The following is a 12,641-nucleotide window of genomic DNA, read 5'->3' on the forward strand; positions in this document are numbered from 1 at the left end:
CGGTCCGTCAGCGCACCCGCAAACGATCTGATCTGCACCTGCTTCCTGGCGGACGCCGCCGCGGAACCCATTTACCCGACCAATGCCAACCGACTTGATTGTGTTAGAAAGATGACCGTATGAAGAAAGAAATGCTGATCAACGTGCTCCAGCCCGAGGAATGCAGAATTGCCATCGTTGAGGATGGCATCCTTGAGGAGCTGTACGTCGAGCGCACCAGCCACGAGAGCTATACCGGTAATATCTACAAAGGCAAGATCGTTAACCTCGAACCGGCCATCCAGGCCGCGTTCGTCGATTTCTCGGTCGGCCGCAACGGCTTCCTGCACGTCTCCGACGTGGAGCCGCAATATTTTCAGCGTCATCAGGCCGCCGAGGCCGAGGCGTCTGGCCCTTCCTCAACCTCCACCACGGCCCTCGGCTCGAACCGTGGGGAACCGAGGCGCGATCGCGAGCCGACCCGTCGTGGCCGCAACGAAGAGCGCGACCCGGCCTCGCCGTCCGCTCCCCCGCGCCCCGAAGATCGGTACCGTGATCGCGAGCGGCCCGAACTCTCTGAGAAAGGCCGCCGCGACCGCTCGGAACCCCGCAGCTTCGGCGAAGGTTTGGCCGACGACGACATTTTCTCCTCCCGATCGTCGGCCGGCTCACCACCGGCTCGCCCCACTCCCCCCGAACGCGTCGACCCGCGCCGCAGTCGGCCCGAACCTCCCCTGCCCTCCTGGTCGGACGAGGTGACCCAGGCCCGCGCTCCGGAGCACGCGCCGAGGGGCTTCGAACCCGATGAGCCTCGCTCGCGGGCCAGCCGGACGGCCGAGCCGTTCGACCCCGATCTGCCGCCGAGCCGCACCCAGCGATCGCGCCAAGCGCCCCCGCCGAGCCGCCCCGTTGTCGACCCCGAGATCGTGGATTCGGGACGTGGCCGGATCATTGACGCCGACCTCCCCTCCGAACCGCAGCCGCCGCGCGATGCCCGTCGTTCTCGGGGACGCGGTCGGCCCGAACGCCCCGCGCCGGAACCGGAGCCCCTGTTCGAGCCCGATGTCGAACCGGTTTCGGAGCCGGTCTTTGAAGACATTCCCGAAACCCCGCGACGCCGCGGCGGCCGAGCCGCCATTCGCTCTCGCGGCGGCGAACGTGAGTCGCTCGGCGAACGACCCCGAGAAACGGCCCCCGAGCGTTCCAGGCCCCCCGCCGTGGAACGAGGCGCCGAGATCGAGGTCGAACGGCCTCGGGAGCGGGTCCGGGAACCCGAACGCACCCGTGAGCCCGAACGGGTTCGTGAGCCCGAGCGATACCGCGAACCCGAACGAGCCCGCGAGCCGGAACGCGTTCGCGAGCCGGAGCGCGTCCGAGAACCGGAGCGCGTTCGGGAGCCGGAGCGAGCCCGAGAGCCGGAACGGGTTCGGGAACCTGAGCGAACACGTGCTCCTGAGCGTGCCCGCGGACCGGAACCGGAGCTTCCCCGCGAGCGTAAGGCGCATGGCCGTGCCGGTGAGCCGGGCTACGTTCCTCGTCGTGAGCGTTCCCGAGCGCCCGAGACCCCGTTCGGCTCGGACATTCCCCCGGCTTCGCTCGAATGGGCGGAGCTGGTCGCCGAGCCTGACATCGACGAGATCGAGGGCGAAGGGGGCCCGGACGAGTTGGGACCGGAAACCGGCAAGCTCGACGGGCCTCGCCGCCGCCGTCGTCGCCGTGGCCGGCGCCGCGAGCGTGAGCAGCCCGAGGGAACCCCGACGGTTTCGGAACGACCCGGCTTCGGTCCCGACATTGAGGACGAAGACGATCTCGAGCTTGACGAGCCGCTGGAACGCGAAGTCGCTCGCCGTGGGCGGGTTGAGGACGAAGAGCAGCTCGTGATCGACGACTTTGACTTCGGCGACGAGCACGCCGGGCCGGACGAAGAGCACGACGATTTCCTCGATGAACATCCCTCCGCCGCCGCCGTCGATGAAGAGATCGACCCGGAGCTCGAGGAAGAAATCCGTCGTGAGATCGCCGAGATCGCCGAGCTGGAGCGTGAAATGGGCCTGCGAGGGCCCGTCGAAGCCCGACCCCGCCGGGGCGACGGCGAGCCCGACACGGGACGCGGTGGCCGGTTCACCCGGGGCCGTGGGCTGGTCAAGCCCCCGATCCAGGAGGTCTTCCGCCGCGGCGACGAGGTGCTCGTTCAGGTCATCAAAGAGAGCATTGGCACCAAAGGCCCGACGCTCTCGACCTACATCAGCATCCCGGGCCGTTACCTCGTGCTGATGCCTGGCCTGAACCGGGTCGGTGTCTCGCGCAAGATCGCCGACGAATCCCAGCGCCGCAAACTCCGCGAGATCATGACCGAGCTGAACCCGCCCAAGGGACTCGGCTTTATCGTGCGGACCGCCGGCCTGGAACGGACCAAGCGTGAGCTGGCCCGCGACCTCGCTTACCTGCTCCGGCTCTGGAAGGTCATCCTCCGCCGGATCAAGAAGGCCAAGACCCCCGCGCCGATCTATCAGGAATCGGACATGATCACGCGGACCATCCGCGATATCTTCACGTCCGAGATCGATACGATCTGGATCGACGAGCCCGCGGCCTTCGAACGCGCCCAGGAGTTCCTCAAGGTCGTGATGCCCCGGTTCGTGAACCGGCTGAAGCTCTATGACGAGAAGGTGCCGCTCTTCCACAAGTACGGCATCGAAGACGAGATCGCCAAGATTCAGCGCCGGAATGTCCCCCTCCCCGAGGGAGGCTCCATCGTCATCGATCAGACCGAGGCGCTCGTCGCCATCGACGTGAACTCGGGCAACTTCCGGGTCGAGAACGACGCCGAGAAGACCGCCTACGAGATGAACCTCCGGGCCGCCAAGGAGATCGCCCGGCAACTCAGACTCCGCGACCTCGGCGGAGTGATCGTCAACGACTTCATCGACATGCGTGACGAGCGGCACCGCCGAGGGGTCGAGAAGGCCCTGCGCGACGCCATCAAGCGGGACCGGGCACGCACCAAGGTCCTCCGGATGAGCGCGTTCGGGCTCATCGAGATGACCCGCCAGCGGATTCGACCCAGCCTGAAACGCTCTGTCTACGAAGACTGCTCCAATTGCACCGGAGCCGGCGTCGTGAAAACCGTCGAGAGCATGTCGATCGACGTGATGCGTCTGCTGGCCCTCGCCTCCCACCGTGAAGATATCCGGCGCGTTTCGGTCGTGGTCTGCCAAGCCGTGGCGACCTACTTGAACAACCGCAAGCGCCGCGAGATCACCCGGATCGAGACCGAAGCCAACATGACGATCCAGATTCGGACCGAGCCCGATGCGGCCGCCGAGCATCTCCAACTCGAGTGCTACGACGGCAACAACAGCGAAATCCGACTCTTCCCGCCGCCTGCCCCCACCCATCGTGGCCGGCACTAATTGATACGATCGGAATCATCCGAGGCCCCTGTTTCTCGCGAAACAGGGGCCTCGGATGGGCCTGTGGGAGGGGCGGGTTCCCCCTTGGGAACCGCGCGTGGCTTTGTTGGTCTGAAGCGTGCCCTTTCTTTTCAGGACTTAACTCGGTAACATTTGACTTTTTCCGCGTCCTCCCCACGAATCCAGAATGGGGTCGTTTTCCCGACGCGGGATCAAGACAGCGGAAAAGATCGACGCCGGTCCCTTCCATACAAGGTCCGGGTCGTGAGGAGCTTGACGGATGTACGCGATTTTTGAAGACGGTAGCCATCAGTTTCGGGTGAGCGAGGGAGACCGGGTCATCGTCGATCGGCGTCAAGGCGACGCCGGAACCGAAGTCGTCTTCCCCAAGGTCCTGCTCATCGCCGGCCCCGAGGGAGCGAACATCGGCGTTCCCGTGATCGAGGGTGCGCAGGTCCACGCCAAAATTGTCGACCAGTTTCGCGATAAGAAGATCATCGTCCAGAAGTTCCGCCGCCGCAAAAACATGCGCCGTCGCAAGGGACACCGGCAGCACTACACGACCGTCCTGATCACGAGCATTGCCGCCACCGCCTGATCAGAGGCTCCGCACCGCGGCCAAGCTCGCTTGAACTTCAGAACCGCGTCACGCCTTCGGGATTCCCTCCCGAAGGCGTGACGCGGTTTTTTTTTTTGCCCTGCATTCATCCTCTCCTTCCTCGAATCGAGGTGGTGGTAAGCGACCACTTTGCGGTCGAACACACTTTTTTCGGTACAATCGGCACAAAATGGGTTGGTTGGGGTCTCTTTTGTCCGTTGCGGTGCATTTTTGCTGGGGGACTAGACAGGTTTTGGTAGAATGGGTGAAGACCGACTCGCCTACGGCAGGTTCATGGCGTCTCGGTTCAACTCAGGAGGGGGAACGAAGTTTGGGCGGAGCCGACGGGTCGAGCGGAATGGAATCGATATTCCGAAAAGAGGAAGGCGATTGTCTGGAAGCCCCATCCCGTAAAGCCGTTATGTTCCGTCAAGAATTGGTTTGGATTTTGTGTGAATCTTCCACCTCGTACCGGGTCTTGTGGAAAGCTTCGACTTAGGGTACATCTTCGAAAACTCGGCACGTCTGTTCAGGTGGACTTGGAAACACTATCTTCCCAAGCTCGATACGCTTCGGTGAGGAGAACGGGACGGCCACCCCGATAACCCAACTTCGGATGAGAGTTTCAGGGGGATTCGTCACCAGCTTTCTTCGCTCAATCGCCGATGAGTTGACGACGAACCAATACGCAAGACAACGCGACAAACTTACAGTAGATATTCGGGAGAGCGTCCATGGCAACGGTTGGCGCACAGTCGAAGGGGAATGCATCGGAGACTCGAGGGGCGCAAGGGCGTTCTGGGATGGTCGTCCCGCGAGTTTTCAGCACCGAGGGAATCGACCCCTTCGATCAGGTGGACTGGGAGTTGCGGACGGCCGAGATCAAGGACGAGCGGGGCCGGGTCATCTTTCAGCAGACCGAGTGCGAGATTCCGAAGGCCTGGAGCCAGCTCGCCACCAACGTCGTCGCAAGCAAGTACTTCTACGGCGAAATCAATACGCCGGAGCGTGAGAAGAGCGTTCGTCAGCTCGTCAACCGCGTTACCCGGACCCTCTCGGACTGGGGCCGGGAAGACGGCTACTTCGCCACGGACGAGGACGCCGACCGGTTCCACGACGAGCTGACCTCGCTCTGCGTGAACCAGTACGGCTCGTTCAATTCCCCCGTCTGGTTCAACGTCGGTCTCTTCCACCAGTACGGGATCGCCGGTCCCGCCAATAACTGGCGGTGGGACGAGGAGACGCGCAGCGTCGTCAAGGCGGAGAGCGCCTACCAGTATCCTCAAGGCTCGGCCTGCTTTATCCAGAGCGTCGCCGATGACATGCAGGACATCATGCGGGTCGCGACCGCGGAGGCGATGCTCTTCAAGTATGGTTCGGGGACGGGGACCGACCTGTCGACGCTCCGTTCGAGCCGAGAGAAGCTGACCGGCGGCGGCCGGCCGTCGGGCCCGGTCAGTTTCATGCGGGTCTACGACGCCATCGCCAGCGTCGTCAAGTCGGGGGGCAAGACCCGTCGCGCGGCCAAGATGCAGACGCTCAAGGTCTGGCATCCCGACATTCTTGACTTCATCGAGTGCAAGACGAAGGAAGAGAAGAAGGCGTTGACCCTGATCGAGATGGGGTACGAGGCCAACTTCAATGGCGAAGCCTACGCCTCGGTGATGTTCCAGAACGCGAACCTCTCGGTCCGCGCCACCGACGCGTTCCTCCGCGCCTCGGAGACGGGCGACGAGTGGACGACCCGGTCCGTCACGACCGGTCAGCCGTTGCAGTCGTACCCAGGGCGGCTCCTGATGGACAAGATCGCCGAGGGGACCTGGTTCTGCGGCGACCCCGGCATGCAGTACGAAGACACGATCCAGCGCTGGCACACCTGCCCCAACACCGCGCCGATCAATAGCAGTAATCCGTGCAGCGAGTATATGTTCATTGATGACTCGGCGTGCAACCTCGCGTCGATCAACCTGATGAAGTTCCGTTGCGAGGACGGCACGTTTGACGCGAAGGGGTTCCGCGCGGCCTGCCGGATCTTCATCACGGCGCAAGAGATTCTGGTCGATCACGCGAGCTACCCGACCGACCGGATCGCCGGCAATAGCCACAAGTTCCGTCCGTTGGGACTGGGCTACGCCAACCTGGGCAGCCTGCTGATGGCCGCGGGCCTGCCGTACGACTCGGATCAGGGGCGGGCGTTGGCCGGTTCGATCACGGCGATCATGCACGGTCAGGCCTACCTGACCAGCGCTGAGCACGCCGGGCACCTCGGCCCGTTCGACGGCTTCCCGCTGAACCGCGAGCCGATGCTTCGCGTCATGGAGATGCACCGCGACGCCGTGGGGTCGATCGACCGCTCCGGGCCGCCCGACCTCGTGACCGAGGCACACGCCGTTTGGGATGAGTGCCTCGAGTTGGGCCGCCGCAACGGCTATCGCAACAGCCAGGTCACGGTGCTCGCGCCGACCGGGACGATCGCGTTCATGATGGATTGCGATACGACGGGGATCGAGCCGGATATCGCGCTGGTGAAGTACAAGCAACTGGCCGGCGGCGGCATGCTCAAGATCGTCAACAAGACGGTCCCGATGGCGATGCGGACGCTCGGCTACGACGAGCCGGCGATCACCGGGGTTCTCGACTACATCGACGCCCACGACACGATCGAGGGGGCCCCTGCCCTTCGCGACGAACACTTGCCCGTCTTCGACTGTGCGTTCGGGCCGCCGCAAGGGGGCCGGAGCATCCACTTCCGCGGTCACTTGCGGATGATGGCGGCCGTGCAGCCGTTCCTCTCGGGGGCGATCTCGAAGACCTGCAACGTTCCGAACGAGGCCACGGTCGACGATATCCGCGAGGCCTACCTCGAAGGCTGGAAGCTGGGCCTCAAGGCGCTGGCCATCTATCGCGATGGCTCCAAGGGGAGTCAGCCCGTGAGCACCAAGACCGAGACCGAAGGCGCGGCCGACAAGGCCGCTGACAAGGCGGCCGCCGCCAGCGTCGCGGCGGCCACGGCCGCGGAAACGGCGGCTGCGGCCGCCGCCCACTCGCTCGCGATCGTGGAAGCGAAAACGGCGGCTGTTGCGGCCGCCGCCACCACTGCCGTCGCGCCTGCTCTCAAGCCCCGTCGTGAGCGGCTGCCCCACACCCGGAGAGGCTTGACTCACAAGTTCAGCATCCAGGGGCACGAGGGGTATGTCACCGTCGGTTTCTACCTCGACGGCCGGCCGGGCGAAGTGTTTATCACGATGGCCAAAGAGGGGTCAACCATCGGCGGCCTGATGGACGTCTTGGGGACCTCGATCTCGATCGGACTTCAGTACGGCGTGCCATTGGAAGTCTTCGTCAACAAGTTCGCGCATAGCCGATTCGAGCCGGCCGGATTCACTCAGAACCCGGAAATTCCGATCGCCAAGAGCGTTGCCGACTACATCTTCCGCTGGCTTGGCATGGAGTTCATCCCGGGCTATCGCGAGGCCAACGCTCCGCAACGGCCGGTTGAGGACGCGGTGGCCGAGTCCACCCCCGTCGTCAAAGTGAACGGGCACCGCACCGCCACCATCGACGACCTGGAGCATGTCGAAGCGGTTCGTGAAGCGAACCTGACGCCTCCCACGCCCAAGCTCGAGGCGACGCTCCGCGAAACCGGTGTCGGAGCACGCGAGAAGCAGTTCGCCCACTTCCAGAGCGACGCCCCCTCGTGCGATAACTGCGGCTCGCTGACCGTCCGGTGCGGCACCTGTTACCGCTGCTTCAACTGCGGTAATAGCATGGGATGTTCCTAATCCAAGGTCGCGTCGTCGTCCTTGAGGGAACCGGATCAACGGTTCTCGCGATCGACAAGCTGTAGACCAAGGCCCCGGAGGAACCTCCTGTCATTCACTCCCGTGAATGACAGGAATTCTCTCCGGGGTTTTTGCGTTCTTGATCTTCCCTGGGACTGCGGGCGTACCGCTCGCAATTCGAACGGATTTCTTCAGACGCTGGCGGCTCGGCTCGTGAGGTTTAGCCACGAGTGGATGTGCGGGGTGCCATGGAAGTGCCAGACGAAGGCCGGCCCTTCGAGCTTCCAGATGTCCCAGGGTTGGCCGTGGTGGCCGTCCTGGTAGAAGGTCAAGCGGAGTTGGTCCACGCCGCTCACTTCACCAAGGCAGTTCTGAATTTCCAGGGCGTCGAAACGGTGGAAGGGACGGATCAGATCCCTCAATAATTGCTGAACCATTTGTTTTTGCTCGCCGTCGAGCTCGGCGACGGCCAGTCCACCGCACTCGAATCCGGTTCCCTGGGGGCGGGCGGAACCGGTCGTTCCCGTCATCTTTGGGGTGAAGAACGCTTGGATACGTTGCCTCGCGTCGAAGCTCGCGTACAGTGCGTTCGCCTGCTCGGTCTGGTACCGCCAGACGTTGCCCCCCTGCCCTGCCCTCTCCTGGTCCCCAACAGCGTGGCCATGGAAAATTGGCCCGCTGAAGGCGGCCCCCGCATGACGGTGGCCGTCGGCGCGGAGGGTGTTGTGGCGTCCGGTGAGCACCCATTCGAAGGGTTGGTCGGTATCGGGCTCACCGAACAGGGCCACGTGGTAGTTCGCGAACCCGCCGAAATCGTCGTTCATCTGCCGGTTGAATCGCTGGTAACCCTCTTCGCTGCAGAGGTTCCTGAAGATCTCACGGCAGAGCGCCTGCTGCTCCGTCGTCAGGTCGCCGATCGTTGGTTTGACGATGGCCCAGTTGTTCTCAACCCGCGTTCTGAGCGGGTGCTCGAAAGGGAAGCAGATCTGGGCCTTCCGAGTCTCATCGAGGCTTCGAAAGAATCGGGCGATCGGGGTCTCTGTACCCGTCGTCGCTACCTTTCGAGGCGTCGAACCGCCGACAACCCCATGCGACCCTGCCGAAGGGATCGAGGCCGCCAATGCGGTGGCGCCCACGGTCTTCACGAACTCCCGACGCGAACGCTCTCGGCCGCGCCTTGTTGGGTCCGCGAGTGAGTTGTCCTCGATCATTGGGAGCCCTCTCCGCGATGAATTGATCGATCGCGAGTGAGTCGAATTGCTCGTGACCCGTAAGTTCTTCCCTCTTCGCCTCTCATTTTAACGGATGACTTGGTGGAGAATCGATCCGGAGCCTCGCAGACCCGATTGAGCCGACCCATTTCCACCCACAAAAAAACCCCTGGAAATGATCCAGGGGTGAGGGAGTCCCGATGAGAGGGGAGCCGCCATTCGCGGGTTTCGACGCATTCAATCGGACCGCTTGGCGGACGATTTCTCCGGCTCAAGCTTCTGATACCCCAGGCGCTGGACGACTTGGAGCACTTCTCCCCACGTGGGGAATGACCGGCCACTCGTCGTTTTATACGCTTGCATTGCCTGCATGAACTCCACTTCCGCCTGGGAGTAGTCACGCTCGCAGGTGGCCGGATCGATTAGTCGGCGCCGACCACTTCCTTTGCGAGCGTTGGCGGCCCGCTGGGCGGTCTCGGTGGCTCGGCGATTGATCCAGGTCGAATCATCACCATCTGCGGGAAGGCTATCTGAGTCGGTCGGGCCGGTGAGCAAGGGGTAAGTCATGGAGGTCCTTCCTTCATGGAATGGATCGGCCATTGATGCGACAACACTCGTGACCGTCGAGCCTATTCCGAAGAAAATCGGAGAGAAGTTCTGTCGCTCATTCGCCAGAGATCGAATTCTGAGATGATCCGCCGCATGATGGCGACGACTGGAAAAAATCCTCTAAACACCCTAGTGCGATTGGACTGTTTGGGCAAGGAAAGAAATCTGGTCCGATTGGGCAATTTGGAGGTTCGCCCTGTCGTGGTTGGCGTAACCCTCGCAACCGGCAAATTGCCTCGTTGCGGATCGCACTCGAAGCAAACGGTTTGAACCCAAGAAGCCGGGATCAAACTGGCTGAGCCGCCTCAGGATTCGTTTGACAGCGTGGAGTTGGTCCGTTGATGAATGTCTTGGTTCCGCTCAATCGATCCGATTGAGATCAAGAATGTTTGGGTTTGTAGATCGGACTCACCGCGATCACGAGGGCAAGTTGGGCGACGGTGGGAAGCTGGGCGATCGGAAGGAGGCCTTCGACGCTCTTGGTGTTCGGATCGGTGGCCCGAATTTGCATCCCGAGTTCGACGAGAGTGGTCTGGAGCGCGTTCCAGTCGGCGCCTCGGATCATCACGCCGACGCTGGTGCCCTCAATCATGACGTTGGCACCGAGGGGTGAGGCAAACGGCCCGTTCCCCCCGGCCTCCATGTACTGCTGATAGTCCTGGTAGACGCCGATCAGGCTTTGGCCAGCTTTGGCGAGTGGGCCGTTTTTGACGTCGCCGATATCGGTCGTCGCGGGAATCTGCAAAGGGTTTGACATGTTTGTACGACCCTGGAATCTGAGAGATGATGGGTTCGTCGCGCTCAGGGGCGTTGAAGAGAGCGATGCCCCCTCTTAAGAGCTTACACGAGGCAAATGACCTGCGATAGTCGCGTGCCCTTTCTTGGCGAGAATCGCGATCGATCTCTCTGGCGAGGGACGGCTTGGGGCCGGCTTCCCCGATGTCGCGACGGCCACAAGGTTGGTTTGCGAACGTGGTTTCGAACCATCGTGGCATGAGTGTATGCGGAATCACTGTGGCAATCGGGAGTCGGATATTTTTTCGGATCAACCCCTGAGGGGGGCCCGGCTGAGCTCTGACGGTGATCTCACGACGCGCGCGGGGTGAATTCGGACCCTGGACTTGATCGTGCGAGGACAGTATGCTGGCCCGCGCTGTCGAAGCTTGAACCAGCCCCTTTCCGTGAGTCCGGCGAGGTCCGTATGCCCTCTTTCACGTTGACCGACGTCGGTCGCGATCTCTGGGTCGAGAATTTTGCGATCGACGCAGCGAGCGTTGAGTCACCTTCGCCTCACACCTGGTCCGTGACCAAGCGCTCGCTTCGGGGCGGGCGTCGCGACGGCGTCGACTTGATTCAGGTCAATAATGGTCTCTTTACGTTTTCAGTCGTTCCCACTCGGGGGATGGGCCTCTGGAAAGGGCAGCTCGGCGGCGATCGGGTCGGCTGGGACTCGCCCGTTGGTGACGGACCCGTCAATCCCGCGTTTGTCAACCTGATGAATTGGGGAGGACTCGGCTGGCTCGAAGGGTTCGACGAGCTCGTCGCGCGTTGCGGACTCGAGAATAACGGAGCGCCCTACGAGGAGAAGGTCACGAACCCTGATGGTTCGGAGCGGCACACGACCTACGGGTTGCATGGCAAGATCGCCAACATCCCCGCCTCGTTCGTCGCCGTCCACGTCGGCACGGAACCCCCCTACGAAATCGTGGTTGAGGGGCAGGTGGAAGAGTCGAAGCTGTTCGCCCCGCAGATTCGGATGACGACCCGGGTCAGCACCACCCCCGGTTCGAACCGGTTGACGGTCCGCGACGAGTTTCTCAACCTCAAAGATGCGCCCGGCGAGATGCAGGTGCTCTACCACTGGAATTTTGGCCCCCCCTATCTCGAAGCAGGGTCCCGGTTCGTGGCGCCTGTGAAGGCGATGGCACCGCGGGATGCGTGGGCCGGCACGGCGATCGATCACTACGAGACCTACCGCGGACCCGAACCCGGCTTCACCGAGCAGTGCTACTTCTTCGAGCTCCAAGGCAGTCGTGACGACGGGCGCACGGTGACCATGCTCCGCAACAAGGCGGGCGACAAAGGAGTCGTGCTCCGGTTCTCCCCCGCCCAGCTCCCGGCGTTCACGCTCTGGAAGTGCACGGGCGGACTCAAGGAAGGATATGTCACCGGGCTCGAGCCCGGCACCAACTATCCCAATCCCAAGCCGTTCGAGAAGGCCCGGCAACGCGTCGTCGCCCTCCCCGCGCACGGCCGCTACGTGACCGAGACGACCCTCGAAGTGCTCTCGACGGCTCCGGCCGTGGCTGCCGTCGAAGCCGAGATCCAGGCGATCCAGGCTCAAATCAATCCGACCATCCACCGCAATCCGACCGAGCCGTACGGGCCGCTGGACTGAGCCCGTTAAACTCGGACGCCGGCTTGGTGCCGATCCGCTGGGAGTTCGTCCGCGACCGCGAGGGTACCCACCGCGACAGAACCCGGCCTGGAGACGTTCGTCATCCGGCAACGGGTGGAGTCGGATGTGCGTGACCTGTACGCGGAGACGCACCGGCAGGTGGACCGGCTCTTGCTGCCGCGCGTCCTGGAGCACACTCGCGGCAATCTCCAGGCGGCCCTCCTGCTCGGGATCGCCCGGCAGACCTTGCGCCTGAAGCTCCGGGACCTGGGGCTGTCCGCGACGCGCCCCGGCGAAGCGGAGGAAGACGACCTGGTCTGAACCCGACCGCTCCACTCCCGCGGGGACGCGGCCAGGTCTCCCGGCCGGATCGTCGTCGTGGCCGATGTTCCACCCGGCCCGGTCAATCTGCTCCCACAGCGATGCCCGTCCGGCGTTCCCAGGCGGTTCCGGGACCCCGCGCCGCTCTGTGTGCGTGCCCCTCGCGACTCCTTTTCTCGCTCCAAACTGTAACCCCGGCAAAGGCTTCGATCTGGTCCTCCGGTCGGGACCCGCCGAGGAGGTTCCGTCTCGCCAGTTTGGTACAAGTGTTGCAGGTGCGTAAAGTATTGCTTTGTGGGGATTCCAGTGCTCCCTGCGCACGATTGTTTT

The 12,641-nt window shown here is 63.2% G+C and carries 8 protein-coding genes; 5 read left to right on the top strand and 3 right to left on the bottom strand.

Features of this window, described 5'->3' with window-relative positions; genetic code table 11:
• Positions 1-119: 119 nt before the first annotated feature.
• The 3 genes from BUS42_RS44475 to BUS42_RS28665 all read left to right on the top strand — a co-directional run bounded on the left by BUS42_RS44475 (position 120) and on the right by BUS42_RS28665 (position 7,772).
• Complete coding sequence (locus BUS42_RS44475; RefSeq protein ID WP_216821096.1) at positions 120-3,392, top strand: Rne/Rng family ribonuclease; 3,273 nt, start codon at positions 120-122, stop codon at positions 3,390-3,392.
• A gap of 280 nt (positions 3,393-3,672) precedes the next feature.
• Positions 3,673-3,990 (top strand): 50S ribosomal protein L21, encoded by a 318-nt coding sequence (gene rplU / locus BUS42_RS28660; RefSeq protein ID WP_074312722.1) that lies wholly within the window; start codon positions 3,673-3,675, stop codon positions 3,988-3,990.
• Between the two features lie 803 nt (positions 3,991-4,793).
• Positions 4,794-7,772, top strand: a complete 2,979-nt coding sequence (locus BUS42_RS28665) for a vitamin B12-dependent ribonucleotide reductase (protein ID WP_410001727.1) — start codon at positions 4,794-4,796, stop codon at positions 7,770-7,772.
• 191 nt (positions 7,773-7,963) lie between these two features.
• Here the strand turns inward: BUS42_RS28665 and BUS42_RS28670 are convergent, their stop codons facing one another.
• The 3 genes from BUS42_RS28670 to BUS42_RS28680 form a co-directional block, all read right to left on the bottom strand.
• On the bottom strand, positions 7,964-8,983 hold the full coding sequence (locus tag BUS42_RS28670) for a DUF3500 domain-containing protein (RefSeq protein WP_074312738.1): 1,020 nt from the start codon (positions 8,981-8,983) through the stop codon (positions 7,964-7,966).
• A 237-nt stretch (positions 8,984-9,220) separates the two neighbouring features.
• Complete coding sequence (locus BUS42_RS28675) at positions 9,221-9,550, bottom strand: hypothetical protein (RefSeq protein WP_254053852.1); 330 nt, start codon at positions 9,548-9,550, stop codon at positions 9,221-9,223.
• A gap of 421 nt (positions 9,551-9,971) precedes the next feature.
• The gene (locus BUS42_RS28680; RefSeq protein WP_074312742.1) at positions 9,972-10,349 is read right to left on the bottom strand and encodes a hypothetical protein; all 378 of its coding nucleotides are present in this window, start codon (positions 10,347-10,349) and stop codon (positions 9,972-9,974) included.
• 444 nt (positions 10,350-10,793) lie between these two features.
• Here BUS42_RS28680 and BUS42_RS28685 point away from each other — a divergent pair, with 444 nt between their 5' ends.
• Entirely contained in the window at positions 10,794-11,990 is a 1,197-nt protein-coding gene (locus tag BUS42_RS28685; protein ID WP_074312744.1) for an aldose 1-epimerase family protein, read from the top strand.
• A 126-nt stretch (positions 11,991-12,116) separates the two neighbouring features.
• Entirely contained in the window at positions 12,117-12,311 is a 195-nt protein-coding gene (locus BUS42_RS28690) for a helix-turn-helix domain-containing protein (RefSeq protein WP_074312746.1), read from the top strand.
• The last annotated feature ends 330 nt before the right edge of the window (positions 12,312-12,641 follow it).

Origin of the sequence: Singulisphaera sp. GP187, from assembly GCF_900129635.1 — a bacterium.
In the GTDB taxonomy this organism is placed as follows: domain Bacteria; phylum Planctomycetota; class Planctomycetia; order Isosphaerales; family Isosphaeraceae; genus Singulisphaera.

What these genes read in the sequence shown, in the direction of transcription:
- BUS42_RS44475 (WP_216821096.1), top strand. Translation starts at nt 120, where the DNA reads ATGAAGAAAGAAATGCTGATCAACGTGCTCCAGCCCGAGGAATGCAGA.
- rplU (WP_074312722.1), top strand. Translation starts at nt 3,673, where the DNA reads ATGTACGCGATTTTTGAAGACGGTAGCCATCAGTTTCGGGTGAGCGAG.
- BUS42_RS28665 (WP_410001727.1), top strand. Translation starts at nt 4,794, where the DNA reads ATGGTCGTCCCGCGAGTTTTCAGCACCGAGGGAATCGACCCCTTCGAT.
- BUS42_RS28670 (WP_074312738.1), bottom strand. Translation starts at nt 8,983, where the DNA reads ATGATCGAGGACAACTCACTCGCGGACCCAACAAGGCGCGGCCGAGAG.
- BUS42_RS28675 (WP_254053852.1), bottom strand. Translation starts at nt 9,550, where the DNA reads ATGACTTACCCCTTGCTCACCGGCCCGACCGACTCAGATAGCCTTCCC.
- BUS42_RS28680 (WP_074312742.1), bottom strand. Translation starts at nt 10,349, where the DNA reads ATGTCAAACCCTTTGCAGATTCCCGCGACGACCGATATCGGCGACGTC.
- BUS42_RS28685 (WP_074312744.1), top strand. Translation starts at nt 10,794, where the DNA reads ATGCCCTCTTTCACGTTGACCGACGTCGGTCGCGATCTCTGGGTCGAG.